This is a genomic window from Euryhalocaulis sp. (assembly GCF_013911995.1).
In the GTDB taxonomy this organism is placed as follows: Bacteria; Pseudomonadota; Alphaproteobacteria; order Caulobacterales; family Maricaulaceae; genus Euryhalocaulis; species Euryhalocaulis caribicus.
This window is the reverse complement of sequence record NZ_JACESD010000014.1, coordinates 35555-55888: the sequence shown is the minus strand read 5'-3', so window position 1 is coordinate 55888 and position 20334 is coordinate 35555. Positions and strand designations below refer to the sequence as shown.

Sequence of the window (20334 nt, the reverse complement as noted above, 5' to 3'; positions counted from 1 at the left end):
GAATATGCGGGGGCGGGCGGCGTGAGTATCGGGGTGAAAATGCAGGTCAGCATCTCCGGAAAGACCGGAGATGAGTTGAAACGCCTTGCCGCGGACGAGGATTTCGCCGCCCTGGAAAAACGGCTGGACCACCTGAAAAAGGCTTTCCCGGACGACTTCCTCGTCAACCGCCTTTCCGCCGACAATCACTACCGGAAACAGGAGTTTGAGGCCGCGCGCGCGCTTTACGCCAAGGTGGTGCAGCAGGAGGCGCGGAATCCGGCGCTTCTGGCGCGCGCGGCCCGTGCGGCCCACCTTGCCGGCAAGCTGGACCAGGCCGAGGGTCTCTACGGCAGGGCGCTCAAGATCGATCCAAAAAATTCCGACGCCCATACAGGGCTGGTCGTTGTCCAGTTCGCACGGCGGAAATTGAAAGCCGCCGCGGCAAGCGCCGCGCAAGCGATGAAGCTGGGGATCGACCCGATAGACCTGGTCTACACGGCCTCCCTCGCAGAATTGCAGCTGGGCCGGGCCGACAAATCCGAACAGCTTTTGACGGGCCTGTTGAAGCGTGACCCGAAACATGTCGGCGCGCTGATCGATCTGGGCAATATCGGGATGAAGCGCGGCCATCTGAAGACGGCGGAAATTCTCTATCGCGAGGCCGTGCTGATCGATCCGGAGCGCGCCGCGGCGCTCAATAATCTGGGTACGATCCTGGCCGACATGAAACAGCCCGAAGAAGCTGAAACGCTGATCCGGCGCTCCATCGAACTCGCGCCCAATGACTACAAGATGCACGTCAATTATGGGCGCTTCCTGCATAAAATGAACCGGCTGGAAGAAGCCCGCGAAGCATATCAGGACGCCATCAAGGTCAATCCGAATTCCTTTGCGGCGCACAGCAATCTGGCCGGCGTCTGGAAAGACCTGAACCACTTCTCTGAATCCTACGAGCATTATGAGCGCGCGATCAGGCTGGCGCCCGACGCCCATTTTGTCCGCTCAAATCATATTTTCACGGCCTGCCACGATCCTGAGGTGCCCAACGAGGAAACGCTGGGCATGGCGGAACGCTTTGCCGAAACAGTCCGGGCCAAGGCGCGGCCTTTCACGCACGCGGCGCGCAAGGACCCGAGAAAGACACCGTTGAAAATCGGCTTCATTTCCGCGGATTTCCGCGAACATGCGGTCTGTTTTTTTCTAGAAGCCTTGCTGCCGCGAATTGACCGCGGCCGGTTTCACCTGACCGCATACGCCAACCAGACGGTCGAGGATGACTATACAAGGCGTCTGAAACAGAGCTTCGGAGACTGGCGCGCCACGTCCCAAATGTCAGACGCCGATCTGGCGGGCCGGATAAAGGCCGACAATATCGATGTCCTGATCGACCTGTCTGGTCATACGGGCGGCAATCGTCTGCCGGTCTTCGCGTGGAAGCCGGCGCCCGTTCAGGTGACGTGGCTGGGGCTGGAAGCGACAACGGGCCTGTCAGAAATCGACTATATAATCGTGGACGCCTGGAGCCTCACCGAACCGGACGAGGCGTTATTTACCGAAAAACCCTGGCGGATGCCCGATGTCCGCCAATGTTTCAGCCCGCCGGACATCAACCGGCCGGTTTCCCCCCTGCCCGCTCTCAAAAACGGCTACGTGACTTTCGGCAGTTTCAATAAATATTCAAAACTGAACGAGCGTACTTTCAGCGTCTGGGGCGAGATTCTCTGGCGCGTACCGCAATCCCGGTTGCTGTTGAAGTCCAAATCCTTTGGCGACGCCGTAACGCGAAAGCGGATTTTCGAGACTTTCTCCAACCAGGGGATTTCGCCGGAGCGCATCGTCCTGCGGGGCGCAACCGCCTCGCGGGAGGAGCATCTGGAGACCTATGACGAGATCGACATAGCGCTGGACCCGATCCCCTATCCCGGCATCACCACCACGCTGGAAGCCATGTGGATGGGGGCGCCGGTGCTGGCCCTGCGTGGCGAGAAATTCCTTGAGCGCGCCTCGGACTCCATCCTTTCGGCGGCCGGTCTTCCCGACTGGATCGCCGAAACCCCGGAGAGCTATATCGAACAGGCGGCGGCCCGGGCCGCGGACCTGGAAAGCCTTTCCGCCCTTCGCGCGGGCCTTCGCGATCAGGTTGGCGCCTCCCCTCTGTGTGATGCTGACGGGTTCGCCCGGAAATTCGAAAACGCCATCAAGGGCATGTATGAGCGCTTCGCCGGATAGGGCCGAAACGCTGAAGTCGCTGGATCAGCTGATTGCCGCGCGACGATTGACGGAAGCCGACAATGCGATTTCTGCGTGTCTGGAGACTTCGCCCGAAGACGCGGCGTTGTGGCTTCGCCGCGGCATTGTGCGCGCTCAGGCCCGCCGGCTGGAAGATGCGCTGCAGGCGCTGGAAAAATCCGCTTCGATCGGCGGCGAAACGGCCGTCCTTCACTACAATATGTCGGGCGTCAAAAGTGATCTGGGCCGGCTTGATCAAGCCTCGGACCATCTGGAACAGGCGCTGCGCCTCAATCCGAAGTTCTACAAGGCCTATAACGCCTACGCGCACAGCCGGCGGTTTGACGCCGAGCAATCGCAAGACTGGCTGAACCGCGTTTCGTCCCTGCTCTCGCAGCCGGGTTTACAGAAGGATGCGACGGCCGTGCTCAATTTCGCGGCCGCGCGCTGGGCCGAAAGCGCAAAACTCTATGACCGCGCCTGGGACCATGCCATCGCGGCCAATACGGCGCGCCAGAAACCCTTTGACAGAGCTGCGTGGGAAAACCGCTATCAGGCGACTTTGCAGACCTTCACCCCCGGCCTGCTGGCAGATGCGTCCCAGGGCGCCGGTGGCGAGGGCTCAGAGTTCATATTCGTCGTGGGCATGCCGCGCTCCGGCACCACCCTGACGGAGCAGTTACTGGTATCCGCCGGCGCGTTCGGCGCGGGGGAGCGCAACGATATTCAGGCAATTATCGGGAGCCTTGAACGCACGCTGCGCATGCCATGGCCCGTCATGGCGAACCGGCTGGACCAGGAAACGCTTCGCCAGGCCGGCGCGGCCTATGCGCGGACCCTGAAGAATCTCGCCCCGTCACACCGGGTGTTCGTGGATAAATGCCCGACAAATTTTCGCTATCTGGGCTTCATACGCATGATCCTGCCCGGGGCGCGCTTCGTCTGGTGCCGGCGCGACCCGATGGATACGTGCCTTTCCTGCTATCTGCAGGATTTCAATGACCAGCCCTATGCGTTCAATCTGGATTCGCTGGCCTTTACGTATGCCTGGCAGGAGAAATTGATGCGGCGCTGGGGGCAAGTGGCGGGACCGGTTCTGGAATGGCGTTATGAAGACGCGCTGCGCGATCTTGAAGTCCAGTCGCAACGTCTGGCCGAATTCGCCGGTCTTCCCTGGGCACCGGACATTTTGAATTTCCAGGACAATGAGCGCGCCGTGTCGACAGCCAGCAACTGGCAGGTGCGTCAGCCGCTTTATCAATCTTCACGGGGGCGCGCGGCGCGGTTTGGCGGCGCGCTTCAGCCCCTGTCCGCAGCTTTGGCCGCCGAGGGCGTCAAGCTGAAATGAAAGAAGGCGGGCGCAATGGCCCGCCTTCTATCCAGTCTGTGCGGGCGGGACCCGAAGGTCCCGCCCTTGCGTCATGCGGCTACAGGATGAAGTCGCCGGCAATCGGCTCCTCGCCCAGAACCAGGACGGAGAAGTCCACCCGTCCGTCGCCGTCGACGTCAGCCTGAACCAGGATGCCGTTGGCCAGTTCCTTCAACACCAGCTCGCCCGCGGATCCCGAGAAGCTTCCAACGATGCTGAAAGCCTGGTCCCCGCCAAGCACAGAGTTGGCGTCGATAGCGGAAAGGTCGATCTGGTCCACACCGCTTTCGAAGTCGGTTATGCGGTCACGGCCGGTTGCGGCCCGCGTGCTGTCGGTCAGCGCCGTATAGACGAACACGTCCGCGCCGGAGTTACCGGTGAGGGTATCCCGGCCCTGGCCGCCGACAAGCGTATCGTCGCCGGCCCCGCCGATCATTCTGTCGTCGCCGTTGCCGCCGAACAGGACATCGTCATCCGCCAGGCCGTTGAGGCGGTCATGGCCGTCGAGCCCGTAGATAACATCCTGACCCGGCGTGCCGTTCAGCGTGTCATTGCCGTTCGTGCCGACCAGAACCTCAGCCGACTCACCGGTCACTGTGATGTACACGGTCGCAGAGTCAGTCGCGCCGTTGCCGTCAGAGACGATGTAGGTGAACGAATCGGCGCTCGTATCACCCGTTTCCAGGCTGTCGAAGGCCCCGTTCGGGTCGTAGTCGTATGTCCCGTCACTGTTCAGCGTCAGCTCCGCGCCGGAGCCGAGGGTGATGGTCGTCCCCACGTCGGACGAAGAACCGTTCACTCCGACAACCTCAAGAATATCAGAGGCGTCCGGATCGGTGTCGTTGGCGAGCACATTGCCAGAGGCGACATCGCTTTCCACGACGACGTTGCCGTCTCCGACAGCATCCGGGCTGTCGTTTTCACCAATGACCGTGACATAGACCGTGGCGCTATCGGTGCCTCCGTTCCCATCAGAGACCGTGTAGGTGAAGCTGTCTGTCGCCGATTCGCCGCTGGCCAGGAACTCGTACGCCCCGTTCGGATCGTAGTCGTAACTGCCCGTACTGTTCAGGGTTACCGTAGCGCCGGAACCGAGCGTGACTGTCGAATTCACGCTGGAGCTGGAGCCGTTGACTTCCGTGACCGCAAGTCCGTCACTTTCCACATCCGAGTCATTGAACAGGACATTTCCGGTCGCCGGCTCCAGAACTTCAGCGCCGCCAGGCGGGACGATTGCGCCGCCGTCTTCCCAGACCGTGGCATAATCATCGCTCGCTTCGGGGGCGTCATTCACGCCGGTGATCGTGTAGGTCACGGTCGCCGTGTCAGTTGAGCCGTTGCCGTCCGACACCGTGTAGGTGAAGGAGTCCGTCGCCGTCTCGCCGCCGCCAAGGCTTTCATAGGCGCCATTCTCGAAGATCACCGCCGATCCCGATGCGCTGAGATTCACCTCGGCGCCGGACGCCAGCGTAATGAAGCTGTCGACATTGGAAGCCGCGCCTTCAACGGCGATGACGGTCAGCGTGTCGCTGGCGTCCACATCCGTGTCGTTGAAGAGAACGTCAATGGACGATCCGCCGAAGCCCTCGGTGAGGGCGTCTGCGTCATCAACCGCGGTCACGGCGTCGTTCTGCCCATGGATCGTAACGGTGACCGTGGCGCTGTCCGTGGCGCCGTTCCCGTCGCTGATCGTGTAGGTGAAGCTGTCGGTCGCGGTTTCACCCACGGCCAGGCTCTCGAACGCCCCGTTGGGGTCGTAGTCGTAATCGCCGAGGCTATCGAGATCGACGGTTGCGCCTGAACTCAGCGTAACCGTGGTTCCGACATTAGAGGCGCCGCCATTGACCGCGGTAACGGCTAGCCCATCACTTTCGACATCCGTGTCGTTGGTCAACACGTTGCCATTCAGGGTTTCGGCATATTCCGTTCCGTCTTCAAAGCTGGACACGTTGTCGTCATTGGCCACCGGAGCGTCATTGACGCCGATGATCTCGATAGTGACCAGCCCTGTATCGGTGCCGCCATTGCCGTCCGTCACCGTATAGGTGAACGTGTCCGAGGCGGTCTCGCCGGCTGCAAGGCTCTCGAATTGGTCATTCGGATTGTAGGAGAACGTGCCATCGCTGTTCACGTTCAATATCGCGCCGGAGCCGAGCGTGATGGTCGTGCCCACACCGCTTGAGGCTCCTTCGATCTCTGCGACCGACAAGACGTCGGAAGTATCGACGTCGGAAGCGCCTGCAAGAAGGTTCGAAACAGACGTCAGCCCGTCATCTTCGTTGATGAAGCCAAAATAGCCGACGTCAGTCGTGACAGGCGCGTCATTCTCGCCCGTGATCGTGATTGTGGCCGTTGCCGTATCCGTCCCGCCATTGCCGTCCGTCACCGTGTAGGTGAAGGAGTCCGTGGCGGTTTCGCCCACGGCCAGGCTCTCGAACTGACTGTTCGGATCATAGTCGTAAGACCCGTCGCTGCCCAGCGTCAGCAGAGCGCCGGAGCTGAGCGTGATCTGCGCGCCCACGACGGATCCGTTGCCGTTGACCTGCGTGACAAGCAGCGTGTCGCTGGCGTCCACGTCGGTGTCGTTGGTCAGGACATTGCCCGACGCCGCGGGGCCGTCTTCATCGGCCGCGCCGGTATCGGCAACCGCAACCGGGTCGTCATTCTCGCCCGTGACGGTTACGACCACGCTGGCCGTGTCCGTCCCGCCGTTCCCGTCCGTCACCGTGTAGGTGAAGGAGTCCGTGGCGGTTTCGCCGACGGCAAGACTCTCGAACGCGCCGTTCGGGTCATAGTCGACCGTGCCGTCGGTCAGAAGGGTCACAGAGGCGCCGGACCCAAGCGTGACCGCGCCGGAAAGGTCCGTCTCGCCACCGATGGAGCCAACGGTCAGGACGTCGCTCGTATCGACGTCGGTATCGTTGCCAACCAGATCGATATTGTCAGCCGGTCCGCCCTCATCGACCGCGCCGGTATCGGCGAAGGCCGAAGGCGTATCATTGTCGCCCGTGATCGTGACGGTCGCCGTGGCGGTGTCCGAACCGCCGTTTCCGTCCGTCACCGTATAGGTGAAGGAGTCGGTCGCAGTCTCGCCGGCCGCCAGGCTCTCGAAAGAGCCGTTGGCGTCATAATCATAGGAGCCGTCGCTGCCCAGCGTCAGCAAAGCGCCGGAGCCGAGCGTGATCTGCACGCCAACATCGCTTCCCGTTCCGTTGACCCCGATGACGGACAGCACGTCGCTGGAGTCCACATCGGTGTCGTTGTCCAGAACATTGCCGGTGGACGAAGGCCCGTCCTCGTCAGCCGGGATCGCGTCCGCGGCGGCAAGCGGGTTATCGTTTTCGCCATCGATCCGGATAGCAATGGTAGAGCTGTCCGTCCCGCCATTGCCGTCGGTCACCGTGTAGGTGAAGGAGTCGGTGGTGGTTTCGCCCGCAGCCAGGCTCTCGAACTGACCATTCGGGTTATAGGAGAACGAGCCATCGCTGTTCATCGTCACCTGAGCGCCCGAGGCCAGCGTTACGCTGGTTCCAACGCCCGTGGCGGAGCCTGCAACGGCCGAGATCGATAACGTATCCGATGCGTCGACATCGACAACTGCGTCTGAAATGACGTTCGAGACCGGCGTAAGACCATCGTCTTCGTCAGAGTACCCCAGGTAAAGAATGGAGTCGGCGTCGGGCGCGTCGTTCTCGCCGATTATGTTGACCGTCACGGTCGCCGTATCAGTCGCGCCATTGCCGTCAGAGACCGTATAGGTGAAGGAATCGGTTGCGGTTTCGCCGAGCGCCAGGGTCTCGAACTGGTCATTCGGGTTGTAGATATAGGTTCCGTTGCCCGCCATCGTCAGGGTCGCGCCGGAGCCAAGCGTGACCTGCACGCCCACATTCGAACCCGAGCCTTCCACGCCCACAACGCTCAGGGAGTCGCTGGCGTCAGCGTCCGTGTCGTTGAACAGGGCGTTATCGCTGGCCGAGGGGCCGTCCTCGTTCACAAAGTCCGTATCGTCGGTTGCCGTTGGCGTGTCGTTTTCGCCATTGACGGTGACGGTGACGGTGGCGCTATCGGTGCCGCCAACGCCGTCACTGATTGCGTAAGTGAATGAGTCCGTCGCGGATTCGCCGCCCGCCAGATATTCGAACGCCCCGTTGGGGTCGTAGTCGTATGTCCCGTCGCTGTTCAGCGTCAGCAGCGCGCCAGTGCCCAGCGTGATCTGAACACCGATATTCGACGCCGAACCATTCACCGAAGTGACGTCAAAGGCTTCGCCCTCGGCATCAATCGTATCGTTGATCGTGACGTCGCCCGAAGCGGCAGGGCCGTCTTCGTCCGCTGAGTCCGTATCGTCGTTTGCGGTCGGCGCATCGTTCGCGCCTGTGATGGTGACCGTCACCGAAGCGCTGTCGGTGCCGCCATTACCATCGGAGATGACATAGCCGAACGAGTCGAGCGTCGTCTCGCCCGCGGCCAGGTCCTCGAAGGCCCCGTTGGCATCGTAGTCATAGGATCCGTCGCTGTTCAGCGTCAGCTGCGCGCCAGAGCCAAGAGTGATCGTGGTCCCGACATAGCTGGCCGAACCGTTGACGTTGACCACGGAAAGAACATCCGTGGCGTCCGGATCGGTATCGTTGGCAAGCACATTGCCGGTGCTGGACGGCCCATCCTCGGCGGCGAGGATCGAGTCGGTGGCCGCGCTCGGGCCGTCATTGGCGCCGGTGATGGTTACGGTGACAGAGGCGGTGTCGGTGCCGCCATTGCCGTCGCTGACCGTGTAGGTAAAGGAATCCGTTGCGGTCTCGCCAGCGCCCAGGCTCTCGAACTGGCCGTTCGGATTGTAGATATACGCGCCGTTGCCCGCCAGATTGACCAGCGCGCCGGAGCCAAGCGTGATCTGCGTCCCGACAGAGGACGCCGCGCCATTAACCTCGGTTACCAAGAGCGTGTCGCTTTCGACATCGGTGTCGTTGGTCAGGACATTGTCGGAAATCGCGCCGCCGTTTTCGGTCGCGGAGTCTACGTCGTCCGCGGCGACAGGCGCGTCATTGACGCCCTCGATCTGGATGCGGACCACGCCAGTATCCGAACCGCCATTGCCGTCCGTCACCGTGTAGGTGAAGGAATCGGTGGCCGTTTCACCCGCGCCCAAGCTCTCGAACTGGCCATTGGCGTCATAACGGAACGCGCCGCCGGAACCCACAATAATCTGGGCGCCGGAGTCCAGCGTGACCGTCGCGCCTATATTGCTGGCGGAGCCTTCAATAGACGCCATCGTCAGCACATCGCTGGCGTCCGGGTCGGTCGCATGATCGGAGATCACGTTGGCGATAATTGTCGAGCCGTCGTCTTCGCTCACGCCCGTGTAAAGGACGAAGGCCGGAACGCTGGGCGCGTCATTCTGACCGGTGATCGTGATCGTCACGGTGGCGGAATCGGTCGCGCCTTCGCCGTCAGTCACCGTGTAGGTGAAGGAGTCCGTCGCGGTCTCGCCTGCCGCCAGGCTCTCGAACTGGGAGTTAGGGTCGTAGGAATATGAGCCGTCGCTGTACAGCGACACCTGAGCGCCGGAGGACAAGGTTACCGACGACCCTACGTCGGAGCTCGAGCCGTTGATCTCGAGAACTGACAACGTATCCGCAGCGTCAGCGTCGGAGTCATTGTCCAGAACATTGCCCGTCGTGGGCGCAGGAATGGCGCGATCAACGACGGCGCCGTTTTCAGGAACCGTAGCGGTGTCATCAACCGCCAGCGGGGCATCATTCGCCCCGTTGACCGAGACCACGACGCTGGCCGTGTCCGTGCCGCCGTTCCCGTCGGAGACAGTGTAGGTGAAGGAATCGTAGGCTGTGTCGCCGGCGGAAAGATAATCGAACGCGCCATTGGCGTCGTAATCGACCGAGCCGTCGCTCTGAACCGTCACCTGCGCGCCGGAACCGAGCGTGATGGGGGAGCCGGTGTTCGAGTTGCCCGCGATTTCTGTGATCGAAAGCGCGTCGCTGTCGGGATCGGTGTCATTGCCGATCACGTCGATGTTCAGCGCCGAATCGTCCTCGCTGCCGGCAGCAATGTCATCGTTTGCCGTGGGCGCATTGTTGGGGGGAGCATCGGAACCGTTGACGGTAATGCGCACCTGGGCGGACGAGGTCCCGCCATTCCCGTCGCTGATCGAATAGGTGAAGGTGTCCACCGCGAATTCGGAAGGATTGAGATACTCGAACGCGCCGTTTGGATCGTAATCGTAGGAACCGTCGCTATTGAGCGTGAGCAAAGCGCCAGAGGCGAGTTCAATCGTGGACCCGATAGAGGAAGCAGACCCGTTTACCCCCGTAACCACGAGCGGGTCGTCATCACGGTCAATATCGTTGTCCAGAACATTTGCGTTCAGAACGTCATATTCGTCGGTTTGCTCTCTGTCCAAACGAGCGCGAGGTGCGGCCATGTTCCATCTCCCCTATGGCTGGCTCAAATTTTTAACCGGAGCTCTGGTGAATTCCGTGCCAGGCTGAAACAGAATCCGGGCGAGGACTCCGTTTCGGAATGATCAGGAAGTCTTTAGACCCAAGGGATTGAGGGTCAAGCATCAACTTAGATCAATTTTTGAAATATTTTTTTAAGGGTGTGAGGAATCAGGCAGAAGGCGCTAATAAATAAGCGCATTTTTCTATTTTTAAGTTATTGCCGTTTTTCCCCAGACTTTTTCTGATAAACGTCTGCGTGTGAAATCTGCTTTCACGATCAACATAACAATTATCCAGTCACGACGACTCAAGACTTCGCGATATTAATTGTATATCATCGTGTATTCACATACTGACGCTTGTTACACCATCCGGAACGCAATAATGATGACTTCGCCTGACGGAAAAAGCCGGACCGCTGACCTGACAGAGGTGAAGGCGGCTCTTGCGGCGGGCGACCGGGGACGGCTTGCCGGGCTGCTGGAGACAATGTCCCGGCGCCCCTTGGAAAACCTGAAGGGGGCGGACCTGGCCACGCTGGGCGCCGCCAGCCTGTTCACGGGCAATGTGGACCGCGCCGAACCCTGGCTGGCGCGGGCGGTCGCCGCCCACCCCGGCGACCTGTCGGCGCTGCATAATCTGGGGGCCTGCAAAGCGTTCAAGAAGGACCGTGAACAGGCCGCCTTGATCTTTCGCGAGGTTCTGGCCGCCAATCCCGCGGCGACGAATTCGCGGCACAGCCTTGTCGCGATCCTGACGGAGATGGGCCGCCACGCCGAGGCGGCGCAACAATGCACGGCGGGTCTGGTCCACGCCCCGGACGATGCGGTTCTGCTGATGTCACGCGCCACCGCGCGTTACCAGTTGGCCGATTTCGAAGGCTCCCTGGCCGATTGCGAGGCCGCCCTGCAACACGACCCGTCGCGCGTGGCTGCTCTGGCGCTCATGGGGTCGAATCTTCTGACCCTCGGAGACAGGGAGGGGGCGGCGGACGCTTATGCCCGGGCCTGCCGGATGGATCCGTCGGCGACGGGCGCCCTGCGATCCCTGGTGGAGAACAAGCTGCTCGATAACGGCCGGCTGAAGCCGCTTCTGGACAGGGTCGAGTCTGCAAAAGCCCGCTTTTCCTCCCGCCAGCTCTGCGAGTTTAATTTCGCAAAGGGGCGCGTGCTTGAGAAAGCCGGAAATCTGACGTCCGCCCATAAATGTTACGCGGACGCCAATGCGCTTGCCGCCGAAATTTTCCCCTACATCCCCAGCCGGATTGACGCGCTGAAGTCGACGATGCTGTCGCTGGACGAACTGGCCGCGGCCATGCCCGCGCCCTCCGGCGGGCGGCCGGGGCCGATATTCGTGATCGGTCTGCCTCGCTCGGGAACCAGCCTAGTCGAACAGATACTCTCCAGCCACAGCTCCGTCGCCGGGTGCGGCGAAACGCTGGCCGTCCGTGAAAGCGCGTACAAAAGCGGGCTTCTGGTCAAGGACGCCCTGCCCCGGACCATCCGGGCCGACGCCATCGGCCGGTTTGCCGAAAACTATATCGCCGCCATGGAATCCGCCGCGAAAGGAAAGCCTTTTTTCGTCGACAAGATGCCGGCGAATTTCCAGTTTGCCGGCCTGATCGCCCGCGCCTTTCCCGACGCGCCCATACTTCATTGCACGCGGGATCTGCGCGACATAGCCGTCTCGGCCTATACCCGTTTCTTTCCCAGCGGTCTGTCCTGGACGTATTCCTGGCGCGCTATCACGCACTATTTCGCGATGCACCGCGCTTTGATGGATGAGTGGGAGCGCCGCCATCCGGGAAGAATCCGGCAGGTTTCCTATTCAAGCCTTGTCACCGATCCGGACGCCGCGGTCCGCGGACTGCTGGAACACTGTGGACTGCCGTGGGAAGAGGCGGCGCTGACGCCGCACCGCAATGCGCGCCCCGTCAGGACCGCAAGCGTCGAACAGGTGCGGCAGCCCATCCATGCCGGCGCCATTGGCGGCTGGCGGCCTCACGCGCCGTACATGGCCGGTTTCCTGGACCGCTATGACGCCGCTTCGAATTCTGTAAAAGCCTGACCCTCAGCCCCCTCCTCGCCCCGCGGAAATCCCCATGACCCAGCCTCGCGTCATATTCGTCATCATGACCTATAATCAGGCGCAATTCGTGCGCCCGGCCGTAGAGTCCGCGCTGGCGCAGGATTTCAGCCCGCTCGAAATTCTGATCAGCGACGATGCGTCCTATGACGGCACGTGGGAGATCATTCGTGAGATCGCGGATGCGTATGAGGGGCCCCACCAGATTCGCCTGAACCGGAACTCCAAAAACCTGTCTGTCGATCACATCCGCCATCTAACGAATGAATTGGCCGGACCGGGATTTTTCTTTCTTGGCGCGGGCGATGACGTCTACATGCCCAACCGCGTGTCCCGCCTTATGGAAATCCAGCGGGAGACCGGCGCGCTGGCCATTTCATCCGCCGCGCACAAGATCGACGCCAGCGGCAAGCGGATCGGGGAACACCCGCCCGAGCATATCCGCAAGCTGAAAGGCGATTGCAGCATCGAAACCTTCATCGAAGCGAAACTCATTCCGGCCAGTTTCGGGGCGGGACTGATGTGGCATAGCGATCTTCTGGAAATCTTTGGTCCAATCCCGGACGGACCGCGTAACAGCGATGAAATCATGCCCTTTCGTGCGGCCCTGCTTGGTAAGGCCGCCTATACGCCCGAGGCCCTGCTTTATTGGCGAAAGCACAGCAATAACAAAACCCTGCAATTCCGGCGGGGAGCGAATGAAGTTGCGACTCTCCTCTTAAAAGAAAGAGAAATTCAAAATAAAATGGCGAATTTCACTTCCTTCATTCATGATACGATGACGCTGGAACAGCGCACGGGCGCCACGCCACAGCTCGCCAACATCAGAACAGAGCTGGCCATGCACCTGATTACGCTGAATTCCGCGCATAAACAGCTGCGCCATGACTTGGCGCGCAGGGGGTGGGGAGTTGTCTGATGAGTTCGGGGGGAAATGTCCGCGCGGCCATTTACCAAACGGAATCCCGGGATGAATGGGTCTCCAAAGAGGCTGCGCCCGCGCACGCCATAAGCATTCCGGTCTGCCGTCCCCGCCTGCCGGACGCCGAGGCGCTCATTCCCTATCTGCGCCGGATTGATGAAACCCGCATCTACGCCAATCACGGTCCGCTCGAAAGCGCGCTGGAGGCGCGGCTAAGCCGCCGCTTCGATCTGCCTGCGGGTTGCGTAACGCTCAGCAGTTCCGGCGCCATGGCGCTCACCGGAGCGATACTGGGCCACGCTGGCCGCGCCAGCGCCGGCCGGCCAGTCTGTCTGACGCCCGCGTTCGGCTTTGTCGCCTCGGCCGCCGCCGCCGCCCTTTGCGGCTATGAAGTGCGTTTTGTGGATATCGATCCGGAAAGCTGGGCGATGGACCCGACCGCCTTGCTGGCGCGTCCGGACCTGAAGCAGGTGGGCCTGATCTTGCCGGTCGCGCCCTATGGCCGGCGAATTGATCTGGCCAACTGGGCGCTGGTCCAGAAACATACGGGCATACCGGTCGTGATCGACGCCGCGGCCAGCGCCGATACCCTGATCCTGCCGCGCGCCGATCAGGCCGCCCCGCCCGTCTGCCTCAGCCTGCATGCGACGAAGTCTCTGGGCGCGGGCGAAGGCGGCGCAATCCTTTGCGCGGATACCGATGTCATCCGCGAATGCCGCGCCGCCCTGAATCACGGCTTCATGGGCAGCCGTGAAAGCCTCCGCCCCAACACCAACGGAAAGATGAGCGAGTATCACGCCGCCGTTGGGCTGGCCGCGATGGACGCGCTTGAGGCGGGTTTCGAGGAATTTGATTTCGTCGCCGCCAGCTACCGCAAGGCTTTGGCCGAGGGGAGCAAGGGCGTGAGCGTCCATCTGGCGCCTGATATTTCCCGGACCTATTGCCTGGCGGAATTTCCCGACGCGGCCGCGATGAAGCGAACCCGCAAACGCATGCTTGAGCGCGGCGTGGAAACCCGCAGCTGGTATGGCCCCGGCCTGCACATCGAACCGGCCTTCCGCGATTATCCGCGAGACAATCTTCAGAACACGGAAGACCTTGCGGGCCGCCTTCTGGGCCTTCCCATGCACCGGGACCTGACGCCTTGCGAAGTCAGCCAGATCACCTTCCTGCTCTTGCAGGGCGCGGTTATCTGACGGCCCCATGACCGAAATTCCCGAAAAACAGGTTGTTATTGTCGGCGCCGGCCGTCAGGGCCGAAACGCGCTGGAAATTCTCCAGATCCGCCACGCCGTCGCCGGTTTTCTTGATGACACGCGCCCGGCGGGGGACCGGGTGGACGGCGCGCCGGTTCTTGGCGCTTTCAATCTCATGCGCGATGCGGAGACCATAAGGCGATACGCGTGGTTCGTGGCAATTGGCGATAATGCGATCAGGCAAAGCCTGACGGGACAGATAATCGACCAGGGCGGGGTTATGGCGATGGCCATTCATCCCGCCGCCTCTATCGCCGCGACCGCCCGGATCGAGCCGGGCGCCTATGTCGGCGCGCTATGCCGGCTGCACTCCGGCGCAACACTGGACATGGGCGTGCTGATGGAAGCCGGAAGTTTCGGCGGCTGCGATACCCGAATGGGCGCTTTTTCCCGTACGGGGCCAAACTGTGTCCTGACCGGAGGGGCGTCCGTGGGCGAGTTGTCGTTTCTGGGCGCAGGCACGGTCGTCGGCGAAAATATCGCCGTGGGAAACAATTGTATTGTCGGCGCGAACTCGGTCGTTCTGCGCTCCACCGGCGATGAGCAACGCCTCTATGGCGCTCCTGCGCGGCCCCGGACGCTGGCCTCTTCTTGAGGCGCAGGCACGCCGCGCCCAGCCGAGAAGGCCGGCCAGCCAGCGTCGCAGGCGGATTGCCGCATAAAGCCGCAAACATAAAAACGCCGGTCTGACTTTGTTGAGAGATTGGGCGGCGATCCATGCAGGGTCAGCGCGCTCCATAACACCGCATCGCCGGGATCCAGACGCACGGGCTCCAATGCCAGCGGCCGGCTGTCGTCGGATGCGGCGGCAAGGGCCTCCACCCCCATGACGCTGCCCGCGCGCGTCACCGACAGCTGCGCATCCTTGTGACTTCCGGGAGCCAGGACAAGACCGCCATTTTCCGGTCCGTGAGGATCAAGCGCGAGCCCCATCTGGACATAGGAATTTGCGAGGTCGCGATAATGCTCCGGCGGCTGCCGGAATTCCGCATCCCTGTGCACGGCGATACCGCTCGCGCCCTCCCCCGGAGCCTTGAAAAACAGAGTTTCGACCACGTTTACAATGTCGCCGCCGAGCTGTGCCGCGATGACCGCCCCGACCTCCGGACAGGTGCGGAGCGAGTCGAACACCGGGCTTATCCTGCAGACTGATTGCACCCCGCGCAGCCGCCGGTTCCCGGCGCGGTCCTGATGGCTGAGCCAGCGCACGCCTCCGGCCTCCGCCGCGCCGTCCCCGTCCCCGTCCCCGTCCCGCCAAAGCGCGCGCAAACGTTCGGCTTCTTCCAGCGCATTCTGGATCCGTTCGGGCGGCAGAACGCCGCGAACGACGGCATAGCCCTTCTGCGCGAACTCTTCCCGCCACTCCATTCGCGGCTCCGCCTGTTTCCCCGATAATGTCCGTGCAGATTTCATCGGGCATCACCCCTGCGCGGAGCGGTTTAGATGCGGCACGGGACGCGCCGGGGCGTCAAGATCAAGGAAGCGGGCCAGCCGCGCGCCCGATTGAGGTTCGGCCAGATCCAGCCTCAGAAGCCGGCCGGGCCGGGTCGAGAAATAATCCATGATCGATTCATTGTGACGGGTGTAATGCGCCATCAATCGCGCCCTGTCGTAGGGATGTTCAACATCCGCGCCATAGGTCAGGCGGATAACATCCCAGATCCATCCGGGCCGCCGGTAGCCAAAGGCTTTCAAATCGGTGCGGGTTGGCGTGCGCCCGGCCCCGGCAAGCTGGCTGTGAAAGCGAATGAGGGAGTCCGCCCACACCTCTGCGCTCTCCCTCACGGTCAGGATAAACCGGGCATCCGGGTAAGCCCGGTCCAGCGCCTGAAAGGTAAAGGGCAGGCTGAAGGGAATATCCTGAAAGGCGTCCGCGCTGCGGCAGAACTCGACGATCGGATCGAAGCGGCGGGCCGCCCAGTCATCCAGCAACAACTCGCCCGCGGCCTGCCGGCCCATGCGAAAACCGCTCGCTTCAAGCCAGGCGGCCAGAGACGTGGTTCCGGTCTTGTTGCGGCCTATGCAGAAAACTTTTCTCACATGCCCCTCCGCCGCCACTCTACGCCATCCTGCGCGAAGCCGAACAGGCGCCATCCTCTTGCCAGCCGCCTCCGGCGCGTCAATCATCCGCACCGCAAAACGCTGCGAAGTCTTCTAGACTGGTCGGCGATGGGGAGGACGCGCGGCCGTCTTCACGCTGGACGCCGCTTCCTTCGATGAAATCCGTATTCATACAAAGGACTTACGAACAAATGAGAAGTTCCGCTCTCGCATTGCTTATTGCGCTTGGGCCGACCGCGGCCAGCGCCGAGGAAGGCATGTGGCGCCCGGACCAACTGCCCGAGCTCTCTGACGAGCTTGAGGCGCTGGGTCTGGACATTCCCGCCAGCCAGCTTTCCGACCTCACCGAATGGCCGATGAACGCGGTGATCAGCCTCGGCGGCTGCACCGCCTCCTTCGTCTCGCCGCAGGGCCTGGCCGTGACCAACCATCACTGCGCCTATGGCTCCATCCAGTTCAATTCCTCGGAAGAGAACAACTACCTCGCCGACGGCTTTCTGGCCGAGACGATGGGCGACGAGCTGCCGGCCGCGCCGGGCAGCCGCATCTATGTCACCACCGCGATCGAGGACGTGACGGACCGCGTGCTGGAAGGCCTGTCGCCGGAAACCGATCCGCGCGACCGCTATCAGCAGATCGAGGACCGGGAAAAGGCCATCGTCGCCGAGTGCGAGGAACAGGAAGGCCATCGCTGCCAGGTCGCCGGGTTCCACGGCGCCAAGGAATTCCGCCTGATCGACCGTCTGGAAATTCGCGATGTGCGCCTCGTCTACGCGCCGCCCGAATCCATCGGCAAGTTCGGCGGCGATATCGATAACTGGATGTGGCCGCGCCAGACCGGCGACTGGGGCTTTTATCGCGCCTATGTCGGCCCGGACGGCCAGCCGGCCGACTACGCCGAAGAGAACGTGCCGTTTGAGCCGGATTCCTATCTGAAGGTTTCCTCCGGCGGTCTGGGCGACGGTGATTTCGTGATGGCCGCGGGCTATCCCGGCTCCACCAGCCGCTATGCCCGCCTGTCGGAAGTCGAGTCCGCCTTTGACTGGCGCTATCCCACCGTGAAAACGATCTACGAAGAATGGATCGACACGATCGAGGCCGCGACCGCGGACAATGAAGACGCGGCGATCAAGTACGCCTCCCTGATGGCCGGCCTCAACAACGCCTCCAAGAACTATGGCGGCCAGATCGAGGGCGCGGCAAAAGTCGGCCTGAAGGACCGCCGCGCCGAGCGTGAAGCGGCCCTGAACGCCTGGATCGCCGAGATGGGCGAGGACGGCGCGCAATACCGCGAGGCCATCGACGCGATGGACGCGCTGGTCGAGGAGAAACAGGCCACGCGCGAACAGGACCTGTGGTATTCGCTGGTCACCCGCGCCGCGCCGCTGTCCACGGCCCAGCGCCTCTACCGTCTGTCGGTCGAGCGCCAGAAGCCGGACGCCGAGCGCGAGCCCGGCTACCAGGAACGCGACATGGCCTTCTTCAAGCAGTCGATGGAAGCCATGGAGCGCCGCTTCGATCCGGCCGTCGACAAGGCCGTATGGCTGATGTTCCTGGAAGACTATCTGGAGCTTCCGGCCGATCAGCAGATCGAGGCCTACAACACGGCCATGGGCATTGATGAATCCACTACGCTGGAGGACCTCTCCGCCAAGCTGGACACGCTCTATGCCGAGACGGACATCACCGATCTGGAAACGCGTCTGGCGCTGATGGAGGCCGACCCGGCCGACTTCGAGGCCAGCGAAGATCCGTTCGTGGAACTGGCCGTCGCCCTGCACGATTATGAAATGGCGCAGGAAGAGGCCGACAAGACCTATGCCGGCCGCATGCAGGCCGCGCGTCCGCAATATATGGAAGCCATCATCGCCTGGCAGAACGACCAGGGCGATGCGGTCTATCCGGACGCCAACTCAACCCTGCGCGTGACCTATGGCACGGTGAAACCGGCCTGCCCGGAAGACGGCCTCTGCTACACGCCGTTCACCACGCTGGAAGGCATCGCGGCGAAATATACCGGCGAGGATCCGTTCGACTCCCCGGCCCGCCAGCTGCAGCTGATCGAGGAAGGCTTCTATGGCGACTACGCCTCGGACGCCGTCGGCTCCGTGCCGGTGAACTTCCTCTCCACGCTGGACTCCACCGGCGGCAATTCCGGCTCTCCCACGATGAACGGCAACGGCGAACTCGTCGGCCTGCTGTTCGACGGCACCTATGAGAGCATCAACGCCGACTGGCTGTTCGACGACACCATCACCCGCACCATCCATGTGGACTCGCGCTACATGCTCTGGGTCATGGACCATGTCGACAACGCCGACCGCCTGATCGAGGAAATGGACGTGGTCTCCGCTGAGGAGTAACGCGCACCTTTCCATTCTGGACAGGCAATCAGCCCGGCGGGAGAAATTCCGCCGGGCTGATTTGTTCCGGGAACCGGCCATCGGCAACGCGGCCCGCAACCTGTTAGGCTCAAATGCGACCGAAGCTGTTCGTATTCATTCAGGGATATTTCTCTAGGGTGGCCCCATGGACGAAGATGAAGCCAGAAGATCAACCGAACAGGCTATCGCGCTTTTCAGAAGCCGGTTCATAGAGCGGTGCGCCAATGATGCGGAGGCCGTTCGGGCCTGGCGAAAGGGCCGCTTGTCAGACGATCAGGACATCATCAGCCGCCTCCACAAACTCGCCGGCCTCGCCGGCACTTTCGGTTTCCCGGAACTTGGCCGTGAGGCCGCCGGCATCGAGGACGCATTAAGCGATGGCGATGAAGTGTCCGATGCGGCCTGGGACTCCTTCCTGACGCGGGTTGATGATGTCGTCTCCGGCTCAGAAGACCCCGTGCAGGGCAATCCCGGCGAATGAGGGATGCGCGGCAAGCCGCGCGCGGGTTTCATTCAGCGCCGCTTCAAGGGCTTCCCCGTCACCCAGGAAACTGACCCGGCTGGCCGGCGCGGTGACGGAATGGCTGTAGCTGAACGCCGCCGCGTCACCCTGCGGATGAACCGCATCGCTGAACAGACTGACAGTCTGTTCCGGTCCCTGGTCCGGCGACAGGAGGAGTTCGCCCGACGGGCTGCGCCTGTAGACGAAAAGATATTCATCCTCCAGCGGCCCGGCCTCCAGCGCGACGTTGACGGGAAGGCCCAGTTCCTGTCCTGCCGCCAGGACCCCGGACGCCGCGGACGCGATAGCATCAGGGTCGGTGCGGTAGGCCATGGCAGTCAGCGAACGGATCGACGGTGACGCCGCGGTCAGCGCCGGCATTCCGCCCGGCGCTGCGGGCATCCAGAACGGAATGACCGCGCCGACGCGGTCTCCGTAAGCCGCCGACAACGCCCTAATTGCGGCGGACCATTTTTCCAGAACGCCGGCGGGATCGGCTTTGTAAATCTCCAGAAGATAAGGTTCGATATCGTATTGCAGACCCGCCAAAGGCGCCTCCGGCCGCGCCTCGTTATAAGCGGCGATCGCCCGCGCCCGGCCAAGGGCGTATTCCAGACCCTCCGGAGTCACCATCCGCGGATCGCCTTCAACGGCTAGGACCTCCACGCCCTGCGCAAGACCGCTGCGTATGAAGGCCGCAAGGGCGTCCTGATGGGCCACCACGCCATCTTCAATTTCCAGCGCGATAAACAGCCGATCGTAACCGCCGTCAGAGGCGCGCTGGAGCAAGCCCGAAGGGTCCTCCCGCCAGAGGCCGGTTTCCCAGATCCAGGCCGACTTCCGGAACGTGTAAGCCTCCGCTGGCGGCGCGGGTTCGGTGACAGGCGCTGGCGGCGGAGGCGATGTCTCCGTTTCGTCCGTCGGGCAGGCCGAGAGTTGAGGCTCGGCCCGCAAATAATCCAGCCGGCCCTCTGCCTGCCGGTAATAGACATAGACGGCCTCGACGCAGGACAAATCCGTCACGTGGACAGGGGCGGTCCAGACGGCGGCGCGCACATCATCCTGCGCCATTGCAATCGTTCCTTTCAG

The 20334-nt window shown here is 62.3% G+C and carries 12 protein-coding genes; 8 read left to right on the top strand and 4 right to left on the bottom strand.

Annotation, left to right across the window (positions count from 1 at the left end; all coding sequences use genetic code 11):
- Together H2040_RS05665 and H2040_RS05660 are read left to right on the top strand one after the other, a co-directional pair.
- The coding region (locus H2040_RS05665) for a tetratricopeptide repeat protein (protein WP_287155920.1) at positions 1-2211 on the top strand (2211 nt) is incomplete at its 5' end.
- Positions 2192-3559 (top strand): tetratricopeptide repeat-containing sulfotransferase family protein, encoded by a 1368-nt coding sequence (locus H2040_RS05660; protein ID WP_287155919.1) that lies wholly within the window; start codon positions 2192-2194, stop codon positions 3557-3559. The genes H2040_RS05665 and H2040_RS05660, both read left to right, overlap by 20 nt.
- A gap of 79 nt (positions 3560-3638) precedes the next feature.
- Here H2040_RS05660 and H2040_RS05655 read toward each other — a convergent pair whose 3' ends face one another.
- The gene (locus H2040_RS05655) at positions 3639-10016 is read right to left on the bottom strand and encodes a cadherin-like domain-containing protein (RefSeq protein ID WP_287155918.1); all 6378 of its coding nucleotides are present in this window, start codon (positions 10014-10016) and stop codon (positions 3639-3641) included.
- A 403-nt stretch (positions 10017-10419) separates the two neighbouring features.
- Here H2040_RS05655 and H2040_RS05650 point away from each other — a divergent pair, with 403 nt between their 5' ends.
- The 4 genes from H2040_RS05650 to H2040_RS05635 all read left to right on the top strand — a co-directional run bounded on the left by H2040_RS05650 (position 10420) and on the right by H2040_RS05635 (position 14893).
- Positions 10420-12102 carry a tetratricopeptide repeat-containing sulfotransferase family protein gene (locus H2040_RS05650; protein ID WP_287155916.1) on the top strand — a complete coding sequence of 561 codons (1683 nt, stop codon included), beginning with the start codon at positions 10420-10422 and terminating at the stop codon, positions 12100-12102.
- Between the two features lie 64 nt (positions 12103-12166).
- On the top strand, positions 12167-13039 hold the full coding sequence (locus tag H2040_RS05645) for a glycosyltransferase (protein ID WP_502709328.1): 873 nt from the start codon (positions 12167-12169) through the stop codon (positions 13037-13039).
- Entirely contained in the window at positions 13039-14238 is a 1200-nt protein-coding gene (locus tag H2040_RS05640; protein WP_287155914.1) for a DegT/DnrJ/EryC1/StrS family aminotransferase, read from the top strand. The genes H2040_RS05645 and H2040_RS05640 overlap by 1 nt, the downstream gene beginning before the upstream one ends.
- A gap of 7 nt (positions 14239-14245) precedes the next feature.
- The gene (locus tag H2040_RS05635; RefSeq protein WP_287155913.1) at positions 14246-14893 is read left to right on the top strand and encodes a PglD-related sugar-binding protein; all 648 of its coding nucleotides are present in this window, start codon (positions 14246-14248) and stop codon (positions 14891-14893) included.
- Here the strand turns inward: H2040_RS05635 and H2040_RS05630 are convergent.
- Together H2040_RS05630 and H2040_RS05625 are read right to left on the bottom strand one after the other, a co-directional pair.
- The gene (locus H2040_RS05630) at positions 14851-15711 is read right to left on the bottom strand and encodes a phytanoyl-CoA dioxygenase family protein (protein ID WP_287155912.1); all 861 of its coding nucleotides are present in this window, start codon (positions 15709-15711) and stop codon (positions 14851-14853) included. The two genes, H2040_RS05635 and H2040_RS05630, sit on opposite strands and share 43 nt — an antisense overlap.
- Before the next feature lie 6 nt (positions 15712-15717).
- Positions 15718-16338 (bottom strand): sulfotransferase, encoded by a 621-nt coding sequence (locus tag H2040_RS05625; RefSeq protein ID WP_287155911.1) that lies wholly within the window; start codon positions 16336-16338, stop codon positions 15718-15720.
- A 212-nt stretch (positions 16339-16550) separates the two neighbouring features.
- On the opposite strand from H2040_RS05625, the gene H2040_RS05620 reads away from it, so the two are divergent.
- Together H2040_RS05620 and H2040_RS05615 are read left to right on the top strand one after the other, a co-directional pair.
- Positions 16551-18722: a S46 family peptidase gene (locus H2040_RS05620; RefSeq protein ID WP_353844798.1), complete on the top strand. Its 2172-nt coding sequence runs from the start codon at positions 16551-16553 to the stop codon at positions 18720-18722.
- Positions 18723-18888: 166 nt separating this feature from the next.
- The gene (locus tag H2040_RS05615; protein ID WP_287155909.1) at positions 18889-19224 is read left to right on the top strand and encodes an Hpt domain-containing protein; all 336 of its coding nucleotides are present in this window, start codon (positions 18889-18891) and stop codon (positions 19222-19224) included.
- On the opposite strand, the gene H2040_RS05610 is transcribed toward H2040_RS05615, so the two are convergent.
- Complete coding sequence (locus tag H2040_RS05610; protein WP_287155908.1) at positions 19189-20316, bottom strand: hypothetical protein; 1128 nt, start codon at positions 20314-20316, stop codon at positions 19189-19191. The two genes, H2040_RS05615 and H2040_RS05610, sit on opposite strands and share 36 nt — an antisense overlap.
- Positions 20317-20334: the final 18 nt, after the last annotated feature.

Excerpts from the sequence above, each read along its gene's own strand:
- H2040_RS05660 (WP_287155919.1), top strand. The coding sequence starts at position 2,192 with ATGAGCGCTTCGCCGGATAGGGCCGAAACGCTGAAGTCGCTGGATCAG.
- H2040_RS05655 (WP_287155918.1), bottom strand. The coding sequence starts at position 10,016 with ATGGCCGCACCTCGCGCTCGTTTGGACAGAGAGCAAACCGACGAATAT.
- H2040_RS05650 (WP_287155916.1), top strand. The coding sequence starts at position 10,420 with ATGATGACTTCGCCTGACGGAAAAAGCCGGACCGCTGACCTGACAGAG.
- H2040_RS05645 (WP_502709328.1), top strand. The coding sequence starts at position 12,167 with ATGACCTATAATCAGGCGCAATTCGTGCGCCCGGCCGTAGAGTCCGCG.
- H2040_RS05640 (WP_287155914.1), top strand. The coding sequence starts at position 13,039 with ATGAGTTCGGGGGGAAATGTCCGCGCGGCCATTTACCAAACGGAATCC.
- H2040_RS05635 (WP_287155913.1), top strand. The coding sequence starts at position 14,246 with ATGACCGAAATTCCCGAAAAACAGGTTGTTATTGTCGGCGCCGGCCGT.
- H2040_RS05630 (WP_287155912.1), bottom strand. The coding sequence starts at position 15,711 with ATGAAATCTGCACGGACATTATCGGGGAAACAGGCGGAGCCGCGAATG.
- H2040_RS05620 (WP_353844798.1), top strand. The coding sequence starts at position 16,551 with ATGAGAAGTTCCGCTCTCGCATTGCTTATTGCGCTTGGGCCGACCGCG.
- H2040_RS05615 (WP_287155909.1), top strand. The coding sequence starts at position 18,889 with ATGGACGAAGATGAAGCCAGAAGATCAACCGAACAGGCTATCGCGCTT.
- H2040_RS05610 (WP_287155908.1), bottom strand. The coding sequence starts at position 20,316 with ATGGCGCAGGATGATGTGCGCGCCGCCGTCTGGACCGCCCCTGTCCAC.